Source organism: Mesorhizobium sp. 128a (assembly GCF_053848025.1).
In genome coordinates this window covers 388675-412162 of the sequence record NZ_JBSPKY010000003.1, presented here as the reverse complement: position 1 = coordinate 412162, position 23488 = coordinate 388675, and the positions used below count along the sequence as shown (strand labels likewise).

16 protein-coding genes are annotated in these 23488 nt (G+C 63.0%); 12 read left to right on the top strand and 4 right to left on the bottom strand.

Annotation, left to right across the window (positions count from 1 at the left end; translation table 11 throughout):
- Window positions 1-90 precede the first annotated feature (90 nt).
- From ACWTU9_RS08300 to ACWTU9_RS08260, 9 genes are all read left to right on the top strand, one after another.
- Window positions 91-1236 carry an aminodeoxychorismate synthase component I gene (locus tag ACWTU9_RS08300; protein ID WP_455857881.1) on the top strand — a complete coding sequence of 382 codons (1146 nt, stop codon included), beginning with the start codon at window positions 91-93 and terminating at the stop codon, window positions 1234-1236.
- Window positions 1185-1847 (top strand): aminotransferase class IV family protein, encoded by a 663-nt coding sequence (locus tag ACWTU9_RS08295; RefSeq protein WP_455857880.1) that lies wholly within the window; start codon window positions 1185-1187, stop codon window positions 1845-1847. Before ACWTU9_RS08300 ends, ACWTU9_RS08295 begins: the two co-directional genes overlap by 52 nt.
- Window positions 1848-1898: 51 nt before the next feature.
- A complete protein-coding gene (locus tag ACWTU9_RS08290) occupies window positions 1899-2822 on the top strand; it encodes a heme-dependent oxidative N-demethylase family protein (protein WP_455857879.1) in 924 nt (307 codons plus the stop codon).
- Between the two features lie 133 nt (window positions 2823-2955).
- Window positions 2956-4401 carry a homospermidine synthase gene (locus ACWTU9_RS08285; RefSeq protein ID WP_455857878.1) on the top strand — a complete coding sequence of 482 codons (1446 nt, stop codon included), beginning with the start codon at window positions 2956-2958 and terminating at the stop codon, window positions 4399-4401.
- Between the two features lie 180 nt (window positions 4402-4581).
- Complete coding sequence (locus ACWTU9_RS08280) at window positions 4582-4959, top strand: hypothetical protein (protein WP_454574512.1); 378 nt, start codon at window positions 4582-4584, stop codon at window positions 4957-4959.
- A gap of 202 nt (window positions 4960-5161) precedes the next feature.
- Window positions 5162-7192: a 5'-nucleotidase C-terminal domain-containing protein gene (locus tag ACWTU9_RS08275; RefSeq protein WP_455857877.1), complete on the top strand. Its 2031-nt coding sequence runs from the start codon at window positions 5162-5164 to the stop codon at window positions 7190-7192.
- A gap of 130 nt (window positions 7193-7322) precedes the next feature.
- Window positions 7323-8375, top strand: coding sequence for a ferrochelatase (hemH, locus tag ACWTU9_RS08270; RefSeq protein WP_455857876.1), 1053 nt, complete (start codon window positions 7323-7325; stop codon window positions 8373-8375).
- A gap of 158 nt (window positions 8376-8533) precedes the next feature.
- Window positions 8534-9484 carry an SPFH domain-containing protein gene (locus tag ACWTU9_RS08265; RefSeq protein WP_455857875.1) on the top strand — a complete coding sequence of 317 codons (951 nt, stop codon included), beginning with the start codon at window positions 8534-8536 and terminating at the stop codon, window positions 9482-9484.
- Between the two features lie 35 nt (window positions 9485-9519).
- On the top strand, window positions 9520-9984 hold the full coding sequence (locus tag ACWTU9_RS08260; RefSeq protein ID WP_181057460.1) for an NfeD family protein: 465 nt from the start codon (window positions 9520-9522) through the stop codon (window positions 9982-9984).
- Between the two features lie 83 nt (window positions 9985-10067).
- Here the strand turns inward: ACWTU9_RS08260 and ACWTU9_RS08255 are convergent, their stop codons facing one another.
- Entirely contained in the window at window positions 10068-11069 is a 1002-nt protein-coding gene (locus tag ACWTU9_RS08255; protein WP_455857874.1) for a KpsF/GutQ family sugar-phosphate isomerase, read from the bottom strand.
- Between the two features lie 150 nt (window positions 11070-11219).
- Here ACWTU9_RS08255 and ACWTU9_RS08250 point away from each other — a divergent pair, with 150 nt between their 5' ends.
- Window positions 11220-12995, top strand: coding sequence for an outer membrane beta-barrel protein (locus ACWTU9_RS08250; protein WP_455857873.1), 1776 nt, complete (start codon window positions 11220-11222; stop codon window positions 12993-12995).
- A 40-nt stretch (window positions 12996-13035) separates the two neighbouring features.
- Here the strand turns inward: ACWTU9_RS08250 and galU are convergent, their stop codons facing one another.
- A complete protein-coding gene (galU, locus tag ACWTU9_RS08245; RefSeq protein WP_455857872.1) occupies window positions 13036-13941 on the bottom strand; it encodes a UTP--glucose-1-phosphate uridylyltransferase GalU in 906 nt (301 codons plus the stop codon).
- A gap of 207 nt (window positions 13942-14148) precedes the next feature.
- On the opposite strand from galU, the gene ACWTU9_RS08240 reads away from it, so the two are divergent.
- Window positions 14149-15372 carry a lytic murein transglycosylase gene (locus tag ACWTU9_RS08240; RefSeq protein WP_455857871.1) on the top strand — a complete coding sequence of 408 codons (1224 nt, stop codon included), beginning with the start codon at window positions 14149-14151 and terminating at the stop codon, window positions 15370-15372.
- Between the two features lie 104 nt (window positions 15373-15476).
- Window positions 15477-16691 (top strand): SGNH/GDSL hydrolase family protein, encoded by a 1215-nt coding sequence (locus ACWTU9_RS08235; protein WP_455857870.1) that lies wholly within the window; start codon window positions 15477-15479, stop codon window positions 16689-16691.
- Here the strand turns inward: ACWTU9_RS08235 and ACWTU9_RS08230 are convergent.
- Together ACWTU9_RS08230 and gltB are read right to left on the bottom strand one after the other, a co-directional pair.
- Window positions 16688-18142, bottom strand: a complete 1455-nt coding sequence (locus ACWTU9_RS08230; RefSeq protein WP_455857869.1) for a glutamate synthase subunit beta — start codon at window positions 18140-18142, stop codon at window positions 16688-16690. The two genes, ACWTU9_RS08235 and ACWTU9_RS08230, sit on opposite strands and share 4 nt — an antisense overlap.
- Before the next feature lie 144 nt (window positions 18143-18286).
- On the bottom strand, window positions 18287-23047 hold the full coding sequence (gene gltB, locus ACWTU9_RS08225) for a glutamate synthase large subunit (protein ID WP_455857868.1): 4761 nt from the start codon (window positions 23045-23047) through the stop codon (window positions 18287-18289).
- Window positions 23048-23488 lie beyond the last annotated feature (441 nt).

Here is a 23488-nt window from a genome sequence, read left to right as displayed (position 1 = left end):
TTGCGCCCTGCGACGCCGCTCCCTCGATTGCACGCCGCCCGCCCCCCATATAGAGCGGTTCTGGCGTCATCGACCGCAGCTCCGAGCCCCATGCCTCTGCCCTCTGCCATTTTCCGCAACGACGAAAGCGGCCGTCAGCTGGTCTTCGACCGCCCGGCCGACATCATCGTCGCCTATAATGCCAAGGATTTCCTGCCGGCACTGGCGGCGGCGCAGGCGGCATCAGACGCCGGCAAATGGCTGGCGGGCTATTTCTCCTACGAAGCCGGCTACCTGCTCGAGCCGAAACTGGTGCCGCTGCTGCCCGAGGACCGGCGCGCGCCGCTGGTCTGCCTAGGCGTGTTCGACCGCCCGGTTGAACAGGCGGTGCCACACAACAATGCGCCGACCAGCAACGGCCCGATCTTCGACGCCAGAGCCGTCTGGTCGGAGCGGGACTACGCAGAACGCTTTGCGCGCCTTCACGACCACATCCGCAAGGGCGATTGCTATCAGGGCAACCTGACCTTTCCGATCCATGCGCAGTGGTCTGGCGATCCGCTCGCCGCCTTCGATGCGCTGACCAGTCGCCAGCCGGTGAAATACGGCGCGCTGATTTCGCTCGGTGATCCCATCGTTCTGTCGCGCTCGCCCGAACTGTTCTTCGAGATCGACACCGAAGGCATGATCGAAACCCATCCGATGAAGGGCACCGCACCGCGTGGCGCCACCAAGGCCGAGGACGCCCGGCTGAAGATGTTTTTGCGCAATGACGAAAAGAACCAGGCCGAGAACCGGATGATCGTCGACCTCCTGCGCAACGACATTTCGCTGATCAGCCAGGTCGGCTCGCTGGAGGTCCCGGAACTGTTCCGCATCGAGAGCTACCCGACCGTCCACCAGATGGTGAGCCGCGTCAGGGCAAAGCTGTTGCCTGATCTCGGCATCCGCCAGATCTTCGCCGCCCTGTTTCCCTGCGGCTCGATCACAGGTGCGCCAAAGATCCGTGCCATGGAAATCCTGCACGATCTGGAAGCCACGCCGCGTGACGTCTATTGTGGCGCCATCGGCTGGATCGCGCCCGGCGGCACGATGCGTTTTTCCGTGGCGATCCGCACCATCTCGCTCTTTTCCAGCGGCGAGGCCGTCTACAACGTCGGCGGCGGTGTCGTCTTCGATTCGACGGCCGAGGAGGAGTATCAAGAGTGTCTGTTGAAGGCGCGCTTCGCGACGGGAACACCGCCCACTTCGAGCTGATCGAGACCATGCGCTGGGAGCCGGGTCAAGGCTTCCTGCGCTTCGACCGTCACCTCGCGCGCCTTTACGGCTCGGCGGAAGAACTGGGCTTTGCCTGCGATCCGCAACGGATTGGCGATGTGCTGGCGAAGACCGTGGGCCGCCAGCAGACGGCATTGCGCACCCGTCTTGTCCTGCAGCGCAATGGCGAGACGACCGCCTCGGCTCAGCTCTACGAGCCACTCGCCGCCGACAAGGTCTGGCGGCTGCAGCTGGCGCGGGTGCGACTGTCGTCCAGCGATACGCTGCTGCGCCACAAGACCAGCCGGCGGCAGGTCTACACCCATGCCCGTGCCGAATACCTCCCTACGCGCGCCGACGAGGTGCTCTTGGCCAATGAGCGCGGCGAAATCTGCGAAGGCACCATCACCAACATCTTCGCTGATTTCGGCAATGGCGTGCTGATGACACCCCGGCTCGACTGCGGCCTGCTGCCTGGCGTATTGCGCGCCGAGCTGCTGGACGAAGGCCGTGCCCAGGAAGCGATCTACAGCTTTGATGATTTGAAATCCGCCAAGACGCTGTTCGTCGGCAATTCCCTGCGCGGCTTGATCCCGGCAACATTGGCCTGATACGAAGCGGCTGCGAGAATGACCGCGGGCATTGGACACTTTCTAGCAAGCATGAATTCTCGTCAGCCCACTCACACGCCCTATGATGGCTCCTCAAAGCTCTTCACGATCGGGCTGAAGCCGCTCGAGCTCGACAAATGGATCGAGGTCGATGGGCATCTTGTCGATCATCTCGCCGAGAAGCGGCGGCTCTATGCCGAAATTCCCGACAAGGTGTTTGTCGAGGAGGACGGTACGCGCTACGCCCAACGCGAAGTGCGCGACCTTATCGAAGCACATCTGCTGGTGACATTTCCCGAGATCTACCGGCGCACCAGTGCCGGGGTTGAGGTCATTGGCGCCAAAGCCGACTCCGACGCCTTCCCCGATGCCCCGCTGGTCGCAGCCTCGCTGCTCGTCCAGGAAGACCTGATCCTGATGCGCCGCGAAGACAGCGGCTGGCGGCTCGCCGCCGGCTCACTGTGCTTCCCGTCATCCTGGTCGCTGCTCGAAAAATTCGGGCGGCCGCTGCAGGAGATTCACGCACCGGTGCCGGGCTTCGGTCCGGGCACCAGGCCGGCCGAGCTCATCAACCGCATGTTCGATGGCCTGCAGGGTCAGGCCGTCGAGCGCTTCAACTGGTCGATCCAGGCCGGCGGCGCGCTCTATCATCCGCTGTCCAATGTCGAGCGCATCGACCGCGCCACCAACCGGCCTTCGCGGTTTCCAGACGGCGACGTCAACGCCCACGCCTTCATCCGCGTCGAGCGCCAGACGTTGCGCAAACTGCCGGTTTCGCACGATATCCTGTTCACCATCCGCATCCATCTCGACCCGCTGGCCGTGTTGGCGCGGCACCCTGAGCGGGCAACGCTTGCCACCTCTTTCGCGGCGCAATTGCAGGCGCTGGATGAGGCTCAACTCGACTATAAGGGCATGACCGCCGACCGCGACCGGCTGATCGGCGTCCTTAACCACATGGCCACTGACGGCTAGAAGCGGGTTGGCGCTTTTCGCTGGTTTGTGACAATGATCTGTGATGTAGCGCATGGTCACCGGGCGAAAACGCCCGGTTTTGCGCGTGTTTTGCCCCCAGTTTCCTGGGTTTTTTGAAGGAGTGCTCGATAAAATGGCGAATGAAAACTGGCCCGTTTACGGTGAAATCACCGGCCCTGTCGTGATGATCGGCTTTGGTTCGATCGGACGGGGAACGCTGCCTCTGATCGAGCGCCATTTCAAGTTCGACAAGTCGCGCATGACGGTCGTCGACCCGCTCGATACCGATCGCAAGCTGCTCGACGAGCGCGGCATCGCCTTCGTCCAGGAGCACGTGACCGAGAAGAACTACAAGAAGCTTTTGACCCCGCTTCTGACCAATGGCGGCGGCCAGGGCTTTTGCGTCAATCTGTCGGTCGATACCGGCTCGGTCGACCTGATGCGGCTCTGCCGCAAGCTCGGCGTGCTTTACATCGACACCGTCGTCGAGCCGTGGCTCGGCTTCTATTTCGACACCAAGGCCGACAATGCCAGCCGCACCAACTACGCGCTGCGCGAAGCCATGATCAAGGAAAAGCACGACAAGCCCGGCGGTGCGACGGCGGTTTCGACCTGTGGCGCCAATCCGGGCATGGTCTCGTGGTTCGTCAAGCAGGCGTTGCTGAACCTCGCCGGTGATCTCGGCCTCGAATTTTCCGAACCGACGCAGGACGACCGTGACGGCTGGGCCAAGCTGATGAAAAAGGCCGGGGTCAAGGGCATCCACATCGCCGAGCGCGACACCCAGCGCACCAAGAAGCCGAAGCCGATGAACGTGTTCTGGAACACCTGGTCGGTCGAGGGCTTCATTTCGGAAGGGCTGCAGCCGGCCGAGCTCGGCTGGGGCACGCATGAGAAATGGATGCCGAAGAACGGCAAGAAGCACAAGGATGGCTCCAAGGCCGCGATTTACCTGGAACAGCCTGGCGCCAACACCCGCGTGCGTTCATGGTGCCCGACGCCGGGCGCGCAATACGGTTTCCTGGTGACGCACAACGAGGCGATTTCGATCGCCGATTTCTTCACCGTGCGCGGCAAGAAGGGCAAGGTCCATTACCGCCCGACCTGCCACTATGCCTATCACCCCTGCAACGACGCCGTGCTGTCGTTGCACGAAATGTTCGGCGCCGCGGGCAAGGCACAGCCCGTGCATCACGTGCTTGACGAGAACGAGCTGGTCGACGGCGTCGACGAACTCGGCGTGCTGCTCTACGGCCACGGCAAGAACGCCTACTGGTACGGTTCTCAGCTGTCGCTGGCGGAAGCCCGCAAGCTGGCGCCCTACCAGAACGCCACCGGGATGCAGGTCACGTCGGCCGTGCTCGCCGGCATGGTCTGGGCGCTGGAAAACCCGGAGGCCGGTATCGTCGAGGCCGACGAGATGGACTACAAACGCTGCCTGGAAGTGCAGTCGCAGTATCTCGGACCGGTCAAGGGTTACTACACCGACTGGACGCCGCTGGATAATCGCCCGGGTCTATTCCCCGAGGACCTCGACAAAAACGACCCGTGGCAATTCCGCAACATCCTCGTCCGATAGCGGATCTGTAACCCTGCCTCACTGCCTTGCAATCGCCCGGAAATCGGGCGATTGAAGGGATGCGGACGAGAGCAGTGTGCGCCCATTTGGGCGCACGTGGGAAGGCTCTGGAAACTTGAGGCCACGCACATCGTGCCTTCCATTGCGGTTGGGGTCGATGCGCCAGGGAGAGGATTTGATATGACGATTGCGCGCAAAATTCTTTCGGCGGGCGCGGCGGGCGCTCTTGCGACGATGCTTGCCGCCTGCACCACCGGCGGTTCCGACGGGCCACCGATGTCATCGCAGCCGCGAGGCGTCGAAGGGTCCTGGCTGAACGCCGAAGGCAAGGCGGTCTCGACATTGAGCGGCGGCGTCTTCACCACTGTTTCGGCAGAGACCGGCGAGAAGTTCGCCGATGGCAGCTACACCAAGACCGGCGCCACCTCTGTCGAGATCAACGGCACTTCGCTGATCCGGCAGCAGCCGATCGCTTTCAACTGCCTGCTGGTGTCGATCAACCAGCTGAATTGCACCAGCTCCGCTGGCCAGAACTTCGTGCTGACCAGGCGCAGCTGAGCTTATCTCATACGGCCTTGCGAAAAGGCGGCGGCACGAGGCCGCCGCCTTTTTTATGCCGGCAAACCGATGCCGATTTCGCCCGCCCTGATTCTTCTTGCATCGCCATAACCGCGATGGGAACATGACCAAAAGCTGGCTGTTATCCTGCAGTCTAGCAAGAGCGTTAAACGCTTTGACCAGGTCCATCCGGGAGACGAAGATGAAGAAGCTCGCCGCCATTGCCGCCCTTTCTGCCTCGACGCTCGGCCTGTCGGCCGTGCCATCCTTTGCCGACTACACGTTGAATATCCTGCATTTCAACGATTGGCACAGCCGCATCGAAGGCAACAACAAATACGAGTCGACCTGCTCGGCCGAGGAGGAGACCAAGGGTGAGTGCATTGGCGGTGCGGGCCGGCTGGTCACAGCGATCGCGCAGGAGCGCAAGAAGCTCGAAGGCCAGAATGTGCTGCTGCTCAATGCCGGCGACAGCTTCCAGGGATCGCTGTTCTACATCACCTACAAGGGTGCTGCGGAAGAGGAATTTCTCAATCAGATCAAACCCGACGCGGTAACGCTCGGCAACCACGAGTTTGACGATGGCGAGAGCGCGCTGGTGCCTTACCTCGACAAGGCGAAATTCCCGATCGTCAGCGCCAATGTCGTGGCCAATGACAAGTCCGGCGCCGCGGGCAAGATCAAGCCGTCGATCGTGCTTGAGGTCGGCGGCCAGAAGATCGGCATCGTCGGCGCCGTGACCAACGACACGCCGGAACTCGCCTCGCCCGGCCCCAACATCACCATCGCCGACGACGTCAAGTCGATCACCGCCGAGGTCGAGAAGCTGAAGGCGCAAGGCGTCAACAAGATCATCGCCGTCACTCATATCGGTTACAGGCGCGAGCGCGATGTCATTGCCAAGATCCCCGGCATCGACGTGGTGGTCGGCGGCCACAGCCATTCGCTTCTGTCCAACACCGATCCGAAGGCGGAAGGCCCCTACCCAACAATGGTCGACAACCCTGACGGCTCCAAGGTACCGGTGGTGCAGGCGGCCTCCTATTCGAAATATCTCGGTGAGTTCAAGGTCGTGTTCGACGACAATGGCGTCGTCAAGGAAGCCAGCGGCGACCCGATCTTCCTCGACAAGTCGATCACCCCCGACCCTGCCGTGCTTGCCCGTATCAAGGAACTCGGCGCGCCGATCGAGGCGCTGAAGAACAAGGAAGTCGCCGAGACCGCCGAGGCCGTCGACGGCAGCCGCGAGAATTGCCGCACCAAGGAATGCGCGATGGGCAACCTCGTTTCCGACGCCATCCTCGACCGCGTCAAGGGACAGGGTGTCGAGATCGTCGTCTCCAATGGCGGCGGCCTGCGTGCCTCGATCGACAAGGGCACCGTGACCATGGGCGAGGTGCTGACCGTGCTGCCGTTCCAGAACACGCTGGCGACCTTCCAGATTTCCGGCAAGGATCTGGTTGCCGGGCTGGAAAACGGCGTCAGCCAGGTCGAGGACGGCGCCGGCCGCTTCCCGCAGGTGGCAGGTCTCAAATACTCTTTCGACAAGTCGGTCGCGCCCAATGCCGGCCGCGTCAAGTCGGTCGAGGTGATGGAAGGCGGCGCCTGGGCGCCGATCAACCCGGACAAGGACTATCTGGTCGCCACCAACAATTACGTCCGCCAGGGCGGCGACGGCTACAAGGTCTTCGCCGAGAAGGCCAAGAACGCCTATGATTACGGCCCCGGCCTGGAACAGGTGGTTGCCGACTATCTCGCCGCGCATCGGCCCTATACGCCGAAGCTCGACGGTCGCATCACCGAGGTCGCGGCAACCGTGGCGGCTGCCCCGGCCGCCGAACCGGCAAAACCTGCTGAACCGGCACCTGCTCCAGCTGAGCCGGCAAAACCGGCCGAGGCGGAGCCGGCGATGCCCGCATTGCCGGCAGGCTCTGGCGACATCACCACCACGCCTCCGACTGTCCCCGCGGAAACCGCCCCGGCGGCGTCGGCGACCGAACCGGCCAAACCGGCTGAGGCAGCTCCCGCTCCCGCAACGCCTGCCCCTGCCGAGCCGGCAAAGCCGGCCGAGGCCAGCCACGTCATCGTTGCCGGCGATACCTATTGGGACCTAGCCAAGAAGGCTTATGGCGACGGCGCCAAATGGAAGGTGATCTCCGAGGCCAACAAGGGCTACGAGCCACGCCGGCTGCCTGTCGGCGCGACCCTGACCATCCCGCCGGCGGCCAACTAGAGCCGGCAGAAATCCGCAACACCCGTCCGGTCAGCCGGGCGGGTGTTGCTTTTCCCGAGAGGTGCGGCCAGACGTGGCATTGAAAACCGGCGCGGCGTCATTAGTTTCACGCCGTGTCCGGAGAACCGCCATGACGATTGATCCCAAAGCAGCGAAAGCGCTCGGCCCGCTGCCGGCTGGACATCCGCCGGTAAAGGCCGGCAAGATTGGCGTCATGCTGGTCAATCTCGGCACGCCCGACGGCACCGATTTCAAGCCGATGTGGCGCTATCTCCGTGAATTCCTGTCCGATCCGCGGGTCATCGAGCTCAACAAGGCGATCTGGTACCCGATCCTCTACGGGCTGGTGCTGACCACGAGGCCGAAGAAGTCCGGGGCCAATTACGCCAGGATCTGGAACCAGGAGAAGAACGAGTCGCCGCTGCGCACCTACACCCGAGCCCAGAGCGAGAAGCTGGCGGAGGCGCTCCGCGACCTGCCTGATGTCGTCGTCGACTGGGCGATGCGCTACGGCAACCCGTCGACCGCGAGCGTCGCGCAAAGGCTGGTCGAGCAGGGCTGTGACCGCATCCTGGCGTTCCCGCTCTATCCGCAATATTCGGCGACCACCACCGCGACCGCCAATGACCAGCTTTTTCGCGCGCTGATGAAGATGCGGGCGGCACCGGCGATTCGTAGCGTGCCGCCCTACTATGACGAGCCGGTCTATATCGAGGCGCTGGCGCGTTCGATCGAGCAGCATCTGACGACACTCGATTTCGAGCCGGAGGTGGTCATCACCTCGTATCACGGCATCCCGAAGCCCTATTTCGAGAAGGGCGATCCCTATCACTGCCACTGCCAGAAGACGACACGGCTGTTGCGTGAACGACTGGGGTGGGATGAAAAGAAACTGATCATCACCTTCCAGTCCCGCTTCGGCGCCCAGGAATGGCTGCAGCCCTACACCGACAAGACGGTCGAGAAACTGGCGAAGGATGGGGTGAAATCGATCGCCATCGTCAATCCGGGATTTTCGGTCGACTGCATCGAGACGCTGGACGAAATCGGCCGCGAGGCGGCCGAGACCTTCCACCATGCCGGCGGCAAGAAATTCGCCCACATCCCATGCCTCAACGACAGTGCAGAAGGCATGGCGGTGATCGAGGCGATGGTCCGGCGCGAGCTGTCGGGTTGGATCTGAGGCCGCCACGTTGCAGCGATCGACCGCCACTGTTGCGGTCGTCTATGCACTAATAATCAGCGATCACCTGATTGTAACATTATTGAAACACACCTAAGTGTTTGGTGAAGTCGGTTGCATGGAATCAACACCATGGCCGGCGTCTGAGGGAGATTTAAATGGACTTCAGCGGTTTCGGTATTGCGATTGGTGCGCTTGCCTTTCTGGTGTTGGTGCTTCTTATCAAAGGCATCAGGACAATCCCGCAAGGCTATAATTATACCGTCGAGCGTTTTGGCCGTTACACCAAAACACTGAGCCCCGGCCTCAACCTCATCGTGCCGTTCGTCGACCGTATCGGCGCCAAGATGAACATGATGGAGCAGGTGCTCGACGTTCCGAGCCAGGAAATCATCACCCGCGACAACGCTATAGTGGGTGTCGACGGCATCGCCTTCTACCAGATCCTCAATGCTGCGCAGGCCGCCTATCAGGTCGCCGGCCTCGAGAACGCCATCCTCAACCTGACGATGACCAACATCCGTACCGTCATGGGCTCGATGGACCTCGACGAACTGCTGTCCAACCGCGACGCCATCAACGAGCGCTTGCTGCGTGTCGTCGACGAAGCGGCGCATCCGTGGGGCATCAAGATCACCCGCGTCGAGATCAAGGATATCAATCCACCGGCCAACCTTATCGAATCGATGGGCCGGCAGATGACGGCCGAACGCAACAAGCGTGCGCAGATCCTTGCCGCCGAAGGTCTCAAGCAGTCGCAGATCCTCGAGGCTGAAGGCCGCAAGGAAGCCGCCTTCCGCGACGCCGAGGCGCGCGAACGCTCGGCCGAGGCCGAAGCGCGCGCCACCCAGGTTGTGTCGGAAGCGATCTCCAAGGGCGACGTGCAGGCGCTCAACTACTTCGTGGCGCTGAAATACACCGAGGCGATGGGCAAGATCGGCACCGCCAACAACAGCAAGGTCGTGCTGATGCCGATGGAAGCCTCGGCGCTGATCGGCACGCTAGGCGGCATAAGCGAAATCGCCAAGGAGGTGTTTCGCAACGAAGGCACCGCCGGCGCTGCGCGGCAGGCCGCCCGCCCCCCGGTGGTTCGCCCGAGCGAGAATTGAGACCAAGCGAACTGAGATCATAGGAGCACACTCCCATGTTCGACCGCATTATTTCCGAACTTGGCCCGTGGAACTGGATGGTTTTGGGCTTCGTCCTCCTGGTGATGGAGGTCATAGCGCCAGGCATCTTCATGCTTTGGATCGGGATTGCCGCATTGGTGATCGGCTTGATTTCGCTGCTCATCTGGGGCGCAAGCTTTTGGACCTGGGAAGTCCAGGTCCTCGCCTTCCTGGCGCTGTCGCTGGTCTCGGCCTTTGCCGGCAAGAAGCTGGTTGGCGGACGTAATGTCCCGAGCGACCAGCCGCTGCTCAACCGGCGCGGCGCGCAGCTTGTCGGCAAGATGGCCACCCTTGCCGAACCGATCAAGGACGGCCGCGGCCGCATCAAGCTCGGCGACACGCTGTGGCGCGTCTCCGGTCCCGACCTCCCGGCCGGTACCCAGGTGCGCGTCGTCAGTTCGGCCGACACCGATTTGGAACTGACGGTCGAGGCTGTCTGAACGCCCAAAAGCGCACAGCGCTTTCGGAACGGGAAACAGGGCGCGTCGCGAAGGCTTCCGAATGTGACGCGCCCCCTGATTTTTCAGGCAGCCCCTATGCGCAGCAGGTCGTGCAAGTGGACCAGTCCCACCGGCCGCCTGCCCTCGACCACCATCAGGCTGGTGATCGCCGAGTCGTTGATGGTCTGCAGCGCCGTCGCCACCAGCGTGTCGGGGGTGGACGTCTTCGGTTTTTTCGTCATCACCTGATCGACACTCATCTCCATGAGATTGCTGCCGATATGGCGCCTGATGTCGCCATCGGTGATGATGCCGACCAAGGCGCCGTCAGCGGAAGTGATGGCCACGCAGCCGAACCCCTTGTTCGATAACTCCAGGATCGCCTCGCGCATGCTGGTGCCCGAAGCCACCAGCGGCAGCCTGTCGCCGACATGCATGATCTCGTGGATCTGCGTCAGATTGGCGCCGAGCTGGCCACCGGGGTGGAAAGTGCGGAAATGGTCGGGGGTGAAACCGCGCGCTTCGAGCAGCGCGATGGCCAGCGCATCGCCGACCACCAGTTGCAGCAGCGTCGACGTCGTCGGCGCCAGGCCGTGCGGGCAGGCTTCCGGCACGGATGGCAGAAGCAGCACCACGTCGGCCGCCCGCGCCAGCGCCGAGGTGGCGCCGGAGGTAATCGCAATCAGCGGGATCGAAAAGCGCCTGGAATAGGCCACGATGCCCATCAATTCCTTGCTCTCGCCGGACCAAGACATGGCGATGATGGCATCATCCCTGGCGATCATGCCGAGGTCGCCATGATTGGCCTCCGCCGGATGGACGAAGAAGGCAGGCGTCCCGGTCGAGGCAAGCGTGGCGGCGATCTTGGAGCCGATATGGCCGCTTTTGCCGACGCCGGTGACGATGACCCGGCCATCGATGCGCGAGATGATGTCGACTGCGTGGGCGAAGGGCCCGGCCAGTCCGTTTTCCAGCGCCGCGGCCAATGCCGCCACGCCGGCCTGTTCCGTGGCTACCGTTCTCAGCGCCGAGGCGATCGAAGCCTGACTGTCCAAAGGCTTCTTTTCTGGGGATCCCGCATGCATGGCTGATGCGCTTAGCGCTTTGCCGTTCGTCTGTCCAACAGAATTGCCGTCCGGCCAGGTTTGACAGGCAACCCTTCAACCCTCCGTTAACCATCCCTGTTTACGGTTCGGTAAGTATGGCGCGCTTGCGCCGCGCAAGCAGTGGTGACTATGTCGCGGGCCCAGCCTGAAAAGAAAAAAGGTCGAATGGGCAGAGCCTTTTGCGCTCTGCTTCTGGCGACGAGCGTGCTCGCTTTGCTGCGGCCAACTGCGCTACATGCCCAGGAAACCGAGCTGCGCGGCGAGGTTTCGGAATCGGCGATTCTGTCCGATCAGCAGCGCCGGGCCAGGCAATTGAGCAAGGCCAACTCGCAGGTCAAGCCGGCGCCTGCCGACACCACCCCCACGGAAAACACGCCAACCGCCTATGTGCCGGCCAGCGATGGCGCCTTGCCCGATGACACCGACCCGTCACAGGCCGGCGCAAACAGCATTTTCGACCCGCCGGGGACCACCGACGATTCGTTCGCCAACCAGCCGCCAACCGTTCAGCCACGCCGGCCGTCGACAGCAAAGCAACGCGCCGCCGATGCGGACAAGGCCAAGACCAAGGCTGCGGACAAGAAGAAGCCTGGCTTGGCAACCGACGCAACCACCACCGGAACGACTTCGGATGGCACTGCGGCGGACGATACGGACCAGGATACGGCCAACCGCCGTGCCCTCACCGTCGACAGCGTCGACCGGCAGAAGCTCGACCCTGGCGCCGAGCGCACCGATGCCATCGAGGGCCAGAAGAAGAAGCCCGAGGACGATCCCTACGCGGCAACCGGGATCAAGGTCGGCTCTTTCCTGCTGCGGCCGACGCTGGAGCAGGGCGTTACCGTCACGTCGAATGCCGATTCCAGCTCTGGCGGCAAGTCGGCGGTGCTGTCCGAAACGGCGCTGCGTTTCTCTGCCGCCTCCGACTGGCGCGAGAATTCGGCTGTCATCGACGGCTACGGCAACTTCCGCAACACCATTTCGGGCCAGAAGATCAATGAGGGGCGCGGCCGCATCGAAGGTACGCTCAATGTCGATCTCGACAATGAACTGCGCGCCATCGCCAAGCTCGGCTACGAGATCGCGCCGGAATCGGCCTCCTCGCCCAACGCGATTCCTGGCGTCGCCTCGCAGCCGATCCGCCAGACCGTCGACGGCAGCCTAGCCATCAAGAAGGATGTCGGCAAGCTGCGTTTCGCCCTGACCGGCGCGGTCTCGCATGACTTCTACGGCGACGCCAAGCTTTCGGGCGGCATGGTGTTGTCGCAGAAGGACCGCGATTCCACCCTCTATACGGCGACCTTGCGCACCGGCTACGAGATCTCTCCCGCCATCACGCCCTTCGCCGAAATCGAAGTCGGTCGCCGCGCCTATGATCTGCGCGTCGATTCGGGCGGCTTTGAGCGGTCATCGACCCGGCTCGGCGCGCGCGCCGGTGTCGAACTGGACATGGGCGAGAAACTGGCCGGCGAATTCTCGGCCGGCTGGCTCCGGGAAGCGATCGACGACAACAGTCTGGAGGCGAATTCGGGGGCGTCGGTGAATGCCGACCTGAAATGGTCGCCTGAACGCGGCACCATCATCGGCCTTACCGCGCAAACCATGATCGAAGGCACCACGGCCGCCAATGAAAGCGGCGACATCCTTTACTCCGGCCGCCTCACCGGTGAGCGGCAGATCCGCGCCGACCTCACCGGCAACGCAGCCCTCGGCGTCGACTGGCGCAATTATACCGGCTCCGACGGGCATGATCTAACGTTGAGCGCGGAAGCCGGATTGACATGGTGGCTGAACCGCTATGTCGGCCTCACCAGCCGCGCCCGTACCGAAAAGCTGACCAGCAATCTGCCCGGGCGCAACTACACCACCAACAGCATCTACCTCGGGCTGAAGCTCCAGCGTTGAGGATGGATGGCAAGTTGAGATTCAGCCGAAGCAGAGAAGGCTAGAACGCGGCGCCGCGACGCTCGGACGGCTTCATCTCGTCGAGCAGCGTGCGGATGACGCCGGCCATGTTCTCGTTCATGTCGCTGCGCCACAGCGCGAAGGCGACGTTGGCCTCGACGAAACCTTCCGGCGAACCGCAATCGAACGTGCGGCCCTGATAGTGGTAGCCAAAGAAGGGCTGCTGCTTTTCCAGCTTCAGCATCGCGTCGGTGAGCTGGATCTCGTTGCCGGCGCCCTTTTCCTGGCTTTCGAGGATCTTGAAGATCTCGGGCTGCAGGATATAGCGGCCGTTGATGTAGAGATTGGACGGCGCGGTGCCGGTCTTCGGCTTCTCGACCATCTCGGTGATGCAGAAGCCGTGATGCGTGTCCTCGCCGCGCCCGACGATGCCGTATTTATGCGCTTCGGCCGGGTCGCATTCCTGCACGGCTATGATGTTGTTGCCGGTCTCCTCGTAGAGTTCGACCATGGCCTTCGTGCAGCTCTTTTCCGACTGCATGATCATATCGGGCAAGAGAAGCGCGAACGGCTCGTCGCCGACCAGTTCGCGCGCACACCAAACGGCATGGCCGAGGCCCATAGGCACCTGTTGGCGTGTAAACGAGGTCTGCCCCGGTGCCGGCTGGAGCCGCTGCAAGCGGGCCAGCTGCTCGTCCTTGCCGCGCTGGGCGAGCGTGTCATAGAGCTCGAACTGGATATCGAAATGGTCCTCGATGACCGCCTTGTTGCGGCCGGTGACGAAGATGAAATGTTCGATGCCGGCCTCGCGCGCCTCATCGACGACGTACTGGATCACCGGCCGATCGACGACGGTCAGCATTTCCTTGGGGATGGCCTTGGTGGCCGGGAGGAACCGCGTACCGAGACCGGCGACCGGGAAAACTGCCTTGCGAACTCGCTTCATACGTCAATTATCCGTTTGATTGCCTGCTCCGCAATCCCGCTTCGAGACATTTTCACGCCGAAATCGAGGATTACGAGCTGCTGGTGAGAACTTCCAGTGCCTAAAGCATCGACGTGTCTTTTCGTTCCCGACGGCACCTATGGTAAACTAATTCCTAACCCGGTTCGGCGATGAATGGTCTTTCCTGAGATAGAGAAGGGGGAAAAGATGTCCGTTCGCAGTGCCGCAAAACTCTTTACCAGCGTCCTGACGGCGGCCAGCCTCTCGCTCGCTTTGCTGATGCCGGCCGGACCGGCCTTTGCCGATGCCGGTTTCCGGCAATGGGTCGCCGGCTTCCGCGCCACCGCCGTGGCGGGCGGCGTTTCGGGCGCCATCTACGATCAGGCGTTCCGGGGCATCAACGAACCCGACCCGGTGGTGCTGGAAAAGGCCCGCACGCAGCCTGAGTTCAGCGCGCCCGCCTGGGATTATTTCGACAACCGCGTCCATGACCAATCGGTTGCCGTCGGCCAGCAGATGGCGAAGAAATGGAAGCCCTGGCTGGACCGGATCGAAGCGAGGTTCGGCGTCGATCGCTACATCCTGCTCGCCATCTGGTCGATGGAATCGAACTATGGCGAAATCCTCAAGCGCGACGACATCATGCGCAATGTCATCCGCTCGCTGGCGACGCTCGCCTATGGCGATCCGAAGCGGTCGAAATTCGCCCGCACCCAATTGGTCGCCGCGCTGAAGATCCTGCAGACCGGCGACATCGACGAAAGCCACCTTATGGGCTCCTGGGCCGGCGCCATGGGCCAGACCCAGTTCATCCCGACCAGCTACCAGCATTATGCCGTCGACATGGACGGCAACGGCAGGCGCGACATCTGGAATTCGATCCCCGATGCGCTGGCGACATCAGCCAATCTGTTGAAGAAAAATGGCTGGCAAGGCGGCAAGACCTGGGGCTACGAAGTCACCATTCCGGCCGGCAAACTGCCCGCCGGCTCGAAGACCCTGGCGCAGTGGCAGGCGCTCGGCGTCGCCAGGGCCAATGGCAAGCCGTTCAAGAACGCAACCGACAAGGCGACGCTGAAAGTGCCGGACGGCCGAGGCGGGCCGGCCTTCCTGATGATCAAGAACTTCTCCGTCATCAAGGCTTACAACAACGCCGACAAATATGCCCTTGCCGTCGGCCTTCTTGCCGACGAAATCGCCGGCTCTAGTGGTCTGGTGCAGGACTGGAAGCGGCCTTTCACCAAGCTGTCCTTCGAGGAAAGGCAGGAGTTGCAGAAGCGGCTTTCGCAGCACGGGCTTTACGACGGCAAGTTCGACGGCAAGATCGGCGACGGCACGAAAACCGCCATCATGACGTATCAGGCAAAGGTCGGCTTGACCCAGGACGGCTATCCGAGCATGGAAGTGCTCAAATGGCTCAGAAAGAAATAGAGCCATCGGCAGTGCAGCGCATTTGCGACGCGCAAGGGACGCTGTAGCATCGGTCTGTGCATGATCCCCCGGAGGGGTCATGTGCCAAGGGATGGAGAGGGTGCTTGGTTTCGGCAGCGCGTATCCGTGCGATCGTTTTCCGCTTGCCGATCCTCGTTCTGGCCATCGTCGTCCTGGCAACGGGAATCGCCGGCACTTTCCACACCCCGGCTTTGGCGCAGGAACAACCGCAGAACCGCGGCTGGTCGCTGCGTGACCTTCTGTTCCCGCGCCGCAGCGAGCGCATCGAGCCGCCGCTCGACATCCGCAAGGCAAAGCCGAAGGTCAAGAAGAAGCCCCGCGCGCCCGTTGAACCTGCCGTTCCCGTCGTCGAGAAGACGCCGGATTCCCGCGTCATCCTGGTGATCGGCGATTTCATGGCGAGTGGCCTTGCCGAAGGCCTCGACACCGCCTTTGCCGCCAACCCCGCTATCAGGATCGTCGAGCGCGCCAACGGCTCGTCAGGCTTCGTGCGCGATGACGTCTACAACTGGCCCGAACAGGTCAAATCGCTGATCGAGGCCGAGAAGCCGGCAGCGGTGGTCGTCATGCTCGGCTCCAACGACCGACAGCAGATGCGCGTCAACGATATGCGCGAACAGCCGCGTTCCGAGAACTGGACCAAGGAATACGAGCGCCGGACCGAGGCGTTGGGCGAGGCGCTGGCATCGACCAAAGTGCCGTATCTGTGGGTCGGCATGCCGGCCTTCAAGGCGCCGAAGATGACCTCCGACATGCTCGCCTTCAACGACATCTACCACTCGGCCGCCGAGAAGAACGGCGGCGAATTCGTCGATGTCTGGGACGGGTTCGTCGACGAAAACGGAGCCTTTGTCACCTCCGGCCCCGATATTAACGGCCAGGCCGTGCGGCTGCGCTCCGACGACGGCATCAACGTGTCGAAGGCCGGCAAGCGCAAGCTCGCCTTCTACACCGAAAAACCGCTGGCCAAGATCCTCGGCCTGGCAGCGCCGGGAAGCGTGGTGACCGCTGCCGCGCCCGCCGGCGCCCCGGTCGAGGCGCCGTCGCTACCGGCAGCCCCCATCGTGGTCGATCGCACGGTTCCGATGCTGCTCAACGATCCGGCGCTCGACGGCGGCTCCGAACTTCTCGGCGCGGCGGCTGTGCCAAAGGCCAATCCGGATCTGCCCGGCGAAAAACTCATCCTCCAGGGCAAGGCTCCCGAGGCGTCACCCGGCCGCGCCGACGATTTCTCCTGGCCGCCGAAGGCACCGGCCACGGCCGCCGCGACGGATACGACGACGGCGATCAGCCGTTAACGGGGGAGTACCGTCGTCCCCATCAGCGCTTCGTCGATCGAGCGTGCCGCCTGGCGGCCTTCGCGGATCGCCCACACCACCAGCGACTGGCCGCGGCGCACGTCGCCGGCGGCATAAAGCTTGTCGACGCTGGTCTTGTAGTCGCGATCATTGGCTTCGACATTCCTGGACCGGCGGCTGTCGGTGGTGATCTTCATCTCCCCTTCCAGTTCCTTCGCCACGCCGGCGGCGGCCGGTCCGGCAAAGCCGATGGCGATGAAGGCGAGATCGGCGCGGATGACGAACTCAGTCCCGGCGATCGGCTTGCGCTTCTCGTCGACCTCGCAGCACTTCACGCCGGTGAGCTGGCCATCCTCGCCGATGAATTCGAGCGTCGCCACCTGGAATTCGCGCTCGGCACCTTCGGCCTGCGACGATGATGTCCGCATCTTGGTCGCCCAGTAGGGCCAAACCGCGAGCTTGTCTTCCTTTTCCGGCGGCTGCGGCCGGATGTCGAGCTGGGTGACGCGCACCGCGCCCTGGCGGAAGGCCGTGCCGACGCAGTCGGAAGCGGTATCGCCGCCGCCGACGACGACGACATGCTGGCCGCCGGCGATGATCGGATGCGACGGCCATGCAACCGACTGGATCGGCTCGCCACCGACGCGGCGGTTCTGCTGCACCAGATAGGGCATGGCATCATAGACGCCGCCGAGATCGTCGCCCGGAATGTTGGCCGGGCGCGGAGATTCCGAACCGCCGCAATAGAGCACCGCATCATATTCGGCGAGCAGCTCTGCCACGGGCTTATCGACGCCGACATTGATGCCGCAATGGAAGGTCACGCCCTCGCCCTGCATCTGCTCGATGCGACGGTCGATATAGTGCTTCTCGATCTTGAAGTCGGGAATGCCATAACGCATCAGCCCGCCGGGGCGGCTCTCACGTTCATAGACGCTGACCTCATGCCCAGCGCGGCCCAGCTGCTGGGCGGCCGCCATGCCGGCCGGGCCGGAGCCGATGACGGCGACCCGCTTGCCCGTCTTCTTCTCCGGCGGATAGGGCCGGATATGGCCGGTCTCGTAAGCCTTGTCGGCGATCGCCTGCTCGACCGTCTTGATGGCGACCGGAATGTCTTCGAGGTTCAGCGTGCAGGCTTCCTCGCAGGGCGCGGGGCAGATGCGGCCGGTGAATTCGGGGAAATTGTTGGTCGAATGCAGGTTGCGGATCGCATTGTCCCAATCGCCATTGTAGACGAGGTCGTTCCAGTCGGGGATCTGGTTGTGGATCGGGCAACCGGTCGGCCCATGGCAGAACGGAATGCCGCAATCCATGCAGCGCGCGGCCTGTTTCTCGACCTCCTTGTCCGACATCGGCAGCGTGAACTCGCGGAAATGCCGGATGCGGTCGGAGGCCGGCTGGTACTTGTGCACCTGCCGGTCGATTTCGAGAAAGCCTGTTACCTTGCCCATAGTCCAGTTCCTGCTGTCCAGATGGTGCGGGGTTCGCCGCACCCGTTAACCCCTTGAGGCAGCCATGGCAACCTTGCATCCGAGGTCAAACTGTCGCTGAAAGTTCCGCCGGGAAACCTGGGCTTCCCGGCACGTCTCAAAAGCCTATTCCGCCGCCACGCCCATGCGCATGCGTTCCATCTCGATCAGTGCACGGCGGTATTCGACCGGCATGATCTTGCGGAATTTCGGCCGGAATGTCGTCCAGTCGTCCAGTATCTGGCGGCCGCGCACCGAGCCCGTGAAATGGACGTGGTTCGAGATCAGCTGGTAGAGCCGCTCCTCGTCATGGCTGGTCATGTCGCCCGAGACGTCGACACGGCCCTTGTGGTCGAGGTCGCCGCCATGGTGCAGCAGCCTTTCCATCAGATCGTCCTCCTCCGGAACCGGCTCCAGCTCGACCATCGCCATGTTGCAACGCGCGGCGAAATCGCCGGCCTCGTCCAGCACATAGGCGACGCCGCCCGACATGCCGGCGGCGAAGTTGCGGCCAGTCTGACCGATGACGACGACGATGCCGCCGGTCATGTACTCGCAGCCATGATCGCCGACACCTTCAACGACGGCAGCCACGCCCGAGTTGCGCACCGCGAACCGTTCGCCGGCGACACCGGCGAAATAGGCCTCACCCTCGGTGGCCCCATAGAGCACCGTATTGCCGACGATGATCGATTCAGCCGCGACGATCCTGGATTCTTCCGGCGGCCGGATGACGATGCGTCCGCCCGAGAGACCTTTGCCGACATAGTCGTTGGCGGCGCCGACGAGATCAAACGATATGCCGCGCGCCAGGAAGGCGCCGAAGGACTGGCCGGCAGTGCCGGTCAGCTTCACCTGGATCGTGTCTTCGCGCAGGCCCTTGTGCCTGAAGCGCTTGGCGACTTCGCCCGACAGCATGGCGCCGGTCGAGCGGTCGACATTGCGGATGTCGACCTCGATCTTGACCGGCTGCTTGGCCTCGAGTGCCGGCTTCGCCAACTCGATCAGCTTGCGGTCGAGCACGTCGTCGATCGGATGCTTCTGCCGCTCGGTCCAATGTATGGCTTCATGCGGCGCGTCCGGCTTGAAGAACATCTTGCCGAAATCGAGCCCGCGCGCCTTCCAGTGCTGGATCATCTCGCGCTTTTCGAGAAGGTCGCTGTCGCCGACGATCTGGTCGATATGGGTGTAGCCCATTTCGGCGAGCAGCCCCCTCACCTCTTCCGCGACATAGAAGAAGAAGTTGATGACATGCTCTGGCGTGCCCTTGAAGCGCTTGCGCAGCACCGGGTCCTGCGTCGCGACGCCGACCGGGCAGGTATTGAGATGGCACTTGCGCATCATGATGCAGCCGGCCGCGATCAGCGGCGCGGTCGAGAAGCCGAACTCGTCGGCGCCGAGCAGCGCGCCGATGATGACGTCACGCCCGGTGCGCAGGCCGCCATCGACCTGCAGCGCGACGCGCGACCTCAGGCCGTTCAGCACCAGCGTCTGATGCGTTTCGGCAAGACCCATTTCCCACGGGCTGCCGGCATGCTTGAGCGAGGTCAGCGGCGACGCGCCGGTACCGCCATCATAGCCCGAAATGGTGATGTGGTCGGCGCGCGCCTTGGCGACGCCGGCCGCAACCGTGCCGACACCGACTTCCGACACCAGCTTGACCGAGACATCGGCCGCCGGGTTGACGTTCTTCAGATCGTAGATCAGCTGCGCCAGATCCTCGATCGAATAGATGTCGTGATGCGGCGGGGGCGAGATCAGGCCGACACCAGGCGTCGAGTGCCTGACTTTGGCGATGGTCGCGTCGACCTTGTGGCCGGGCAGCTGGCCGCCCTCGCCGGGCTTGGCGCCCTGCGCGACCTTGATCTGCATGACATCGGAATTGACGAGATATTCGGCCGTCACGCCGAACCGTCCCGAGGCGACCTGCTTGATCGCCGAGCGTTCCGGGTTCTTGCCGCCGCCGGGCAGCGGCAGATAACGGTCGGCTTCTTCGCCGCCTTCGCCGGTGTTCGACTTGCCGCCGATCTGGTTCATGGCGCGCGCCAGCGTGGTGTGCGCTTCACGCGAGATTGAGCCGAACGACATCGCTCCGGTCGAGAAGCGCTTGACGATGTCGGCCGCCGACATCACGTCCTCAATCGCGACCTTCTTGCGGCCGGTCTCTTCCGCCAGCTTGATCCTGAACAGGCCGCGAATGGTCTGGGCGCGGGCCGTCTCGCTGTCGATCTGTGCCGAGTATTCCTTGAACGTCTCCCACGAGCCCTGGCGCACGGCGTGCTGTAAGGTGGCGACCGCGTCGGGTGACCACATATGGGCTTCGCCACGCATGCGGTACATGTACTCGCCGCCGACCTCGAGGCTGTTGCGCAGCACCGGGTCGTTGCCGAAACCGTCGGTGTGGCGGCTGAGCGTCTCGGCCGCGACCTCGTCCAGGCCCACACCTTCGATCAGCGTCGCGGTGCCGGTAAAGTACTTCTCGACGAAATCCGACTTAAGCCCGATGGCGTCGAATATCTGCGCGCCGCAATAGGACTGGTAGGTCGAGATGCCCATCTTGGACATCACCTTGAGGATGCCCTTGCCGATCGACTTTATGTAGCGCGAGACGACCTCATAGGCGTCGACCTCTTCCGGCAGTTCGCCGCGCTTGTGCATGTCGAGCAGAGTATCGAAGGCGAGGTACGGATTGATCGCTTCGGCTCCATAGCCGGCGAGGCAGCAGAAATGATGCACTTCGCGCGGCTCGCCGGATTCGACGACCAGGCCGACCGCGGTGCGCAGTCCCTTGCGGATCAGATGATGATGCACGGCGGCCGTCGCCAGCAGCGCCGGAATGGCGATCCGGTCCGGCCCGACCTGGCGGTCGGACAGGATGATGATGTTGTAGCCGCCGGCGACGGCCGCCTCGGCGCGCTCGCACAGACGTTCGACGGCGCCTTGCATGCCGGCGGCGCCCTCGCTCGACCCATAGGTGATGTCGATCGTCTTGGTGTCGAAACGGTCTTCCGTATGACCAATCGAGCGGATCTTTTCCAGATCGCCATTGGTCAGGATCGGCTGGCGCACTTCGAGCCGCTTGCGGCGCGAATTGCCGACCAGGTCGAAGATGTTCGGCCGCGGCCCGATGAAGGACACCAGGCTCATCACCAGCTCCTCGCGGATGGGGTCGATCGGCGGGTTGGTGACCTGGGCGAAGTTCTGCTTGAAGTAGGTGTAGAGCAGCTTCGACTTGTCCGACATCGCCGAGATCGGCGTGTCGGTGCCCATCGAGCCAACTGCCTCCTGGCCGGTGGTCGCCATCGGCGACATCAACAGCTTGGTGTCTTCCTGGCTGTAGCCGAACGCCTGCTGCCGATCGAGCAGGCTGACATCCTTGCGCAGCGCCCGCGGCTCGACCGGCTTCAGATCCTCAAGGATCAACTGCGTGTTGTTGAGCCAGGTCTTGTAGGGATGCCTGGTCGCGATCTCCGACTTGATCTCCTCGTCGGAAATGATGCGGCCCTTGGCGAGGTCGATCAAAAGCATGCGGCCGGGCTGCAGCCGCCACTTCTTGACGATTTTCTCCTCCGGCACCGGCAGCACGCCGGCTTCCGAGGCCATGATGACGCGGTCGTCATCGGTGACGATGTAGCGCGCCGGGCGAAGCCCGTTGCGGTCGAGCGTGGCGCCGATCTGGCGGCCGTCGGTGAAGGCGACCGCGGCCGGCCCGTCCCACGGCTCCATCAGGGCTGCGTGGTATTCGTAGAAAGCCTTGCGGTCGGCATCCATCAGCTTGTTGCCGGCCCAGGCTTCCGGGATCAGCATCATCATGGCATGGCTGAGGCTGTAGCCGCCCTGGAACAGGAATTCGAGCGCGTTGTCGAAACACGCAGTGTCGGACTGGCCGTCATAGGAGATCGGCCACAGCTTGGAGATGTTGTTGCCGAACAGTTCGGAATCGACCGAAGCCTGGCGCGCCGCCATCCAGTTGTTGTTGCCGCGCACCGTGTTGATCTCGCCATTATGCGCGACCATGCGGTAGGGATGCGCCAGCTTCCACGACGGGAAGGTGTTGGTCGAGAAACGCTGGTGGACCAGGATCAGCGCCGTCTCGAAACGCGGATCCGATAGATCCTTGTAGTAAGCACCGACCTGGTAGGCCAGGAACATGCCCTTGTAGACGATGGTGCGCGCCGACAGCGATACGCAGTACGCGCCGATATCCCTGTTGTTGTTCTCGGCATAGATGCGGCCGGAGATGACCTTGCGCAGCAGATAGAGCCTGGCCTCGTATTCCTCGTCGTCGGAGATGTCAGCCGTGCGACCGATGAAGACCTGGCGATGGAACGGCTCGGATGCCGCGATATCCGGCGCCTTCGACAGCGACGAATTGTCGACCGGCACGTCACGGAAACCAAGCAGCGGCAACCCTTCGGACTGCGCCGATTCGGCGATAATGTCTTCGATATGAGCACGCAGTGCCGCGTCCTGCGGCATGAACCAGTGGCCGACGCCATACTGGCCCGTAGCCGGCAGTTCGACGCCCTGCGCCGCCATCTCCTCGCGGAAGAAACGGTCCGGAATCTGCACCAGCACGCCGGCGCCGTCGCCCATCAGCGGATCGGCGCCGACGGCGCCGCGATGCGTCAGGTTTTCGAGCACGAACAGCCCGTCCTTGACGATCTGGTGCGACTTGACGTTCTTCATGTCGACGATGAAGCCGACACCGCAGGCATCATGCTCATTGCGCGGATCATAGAGACCCTGCGCAGCCATACCGTTGGGGGTTCGGCCGTTGGTGGTTCGGCCGGTAGTCAAGCCAGAGGTGACGGACGGATTTTTGACGGCCGCCGCTTTCGTCTGCACGGCCTGGCCGTTGATCGCAGATGGCGTCAATTCCGTCATCGTCTCGTCCTCCGTTCCGGCCCACCGGCATTGGTCAGCCTCGGGGCGCTGGTTTACCTTGGGAAGCGACTGGCTTCCGCTCTCATTCTTGCGGCACGTCTTGCGAAATCCTTGGCGAGCCGAGCGGTGCGCCGCCGGTTCGTATCCGGTATCGTACAGGCCACAGCCGAGCCGTCTACCCGTCGCTCGCGGCAACGGCCGGAGTGGCCCAAATGATACGCCAATCCAGCCTGACTTGTGCGACAAAATAAGACAGCACTACTGTCCTAAATTTTTATGGCAGAAATCCTGGGCGCACACAAGACCGATTCACAAAATTCTCTGGCGTTTGGCGACAGAAAATTACGTCGCGCGCAGTCGAAACGAAAACTTCGGTCCCTGCACGCCTTCGTGATCAGCATCTGGCTTTATCGCTTTTCCAGCCCTTGGCCCTTGCGCGTC

Excerpts from the sequence above, each read along its gene's own strand:
- ACWTU9_RS08265 (WP_455857875.1), top strand. The coding sequence starts at position 8,534 with ATGGACTTCAGCGGTTTCGGTATTGCGATTGGTGCGCTTGCCTTTCTG.
- ACWTU9_RS08275 (WP_455857877.1), top strand. The coding sequence starts at position 5,162 with ATGAAGAAGCTCGCCGCCATTGCCGCCCTTTCTGCCTCGACGCTCGGC.
- ACWTU9_RS08285 (WP_455857878.1), top strand. The coding sequence starts at position 2,956 with ATGGCGAATGAAAACTGGCCCGTTTACGGTGAAATCACCGGCCCTGTC.
- ACWTU9_RS08255 (WP_455857874.1), bottom strand. The coding sequence starts at position 11,069 with ATGCATGCGGGATCCCCAGAAAAGAAGCCTTTGGACAGTCAGGCTTCG.
- gltB (WP_455857868.1), bottom strand. The coding sequence starts at position 23,047 with ATGACGGAATTGACGCCATCTGCGATCAACGGCCAGGCCGTGCAGACG.
- galU (WP_455857872.1), bottom strand. The coding sequence starts at position 13,941 with ATGAAGCGAGTTCGCAAGGCAGTTTTCCCGGTCGCCGGTCTCGGTACG.
- ACWTU9_RS08260 (WP_181057460.1), top strand. The coding sequence starts at position 9,520 with ATGTTCGACCGCATTATTTCCGAACTTGGCCCGTGGAACTGGATGGTT.
- ACWTU9_RS08280 (WP_454574512.1), top strand. The coding sequence starts at position 4,582 with ATGACGATTGCGCGCAAAATTCTTTCGGCGGGCGCGGCGGGCGCTCTT.
- ACWTU9_RS08230 (WP_455857869.1), bottom strand. The coding sequence starts at position 18,142 with ATGGGCAAGGTAACAGGCTTTCTCGAAATCGACCGGCAGGTGCACAAG.
- ACWTU9_RS08240 (WP_455857871.1), top strand. The coding sequence starts at position 14,149 with ATGTCCGTTCGCAGTGCCGCAAAACTCTTTACCAGCGTCCTGACGGCG.
- ACWTU9_RS08250 (WP_455857873.1), top strand. The coding sequence starts at position 11,220 with ATGTCGCGGGCCCAGCCTGAAAAGAAAAAAGGTCGAATGGGCAGAGCC.
- ACWTU9_RS08300 (WP_455857881.1), top strand. The coding sequence starts at position 91 with ATGCCTCTGCCCTCTGCCATTTTCCGCAACGACGAAAGCGGCCGTCAG.
- ACWTU9_RS08290 (WP_455857879.1), top strand. The coding sequence starts at position 1,899 with ATGAATTCTCGTCAGCCCACTCACACGCCCTATGATGGCTCCTCAAAG.
- hemH (WP_455857876.1), top strand. The coding sequence starts at position 7,323 with ATGACGATTGATCCCAAAGCAGCGAAAGCGCTCGGCCCGCTGCCGGCT.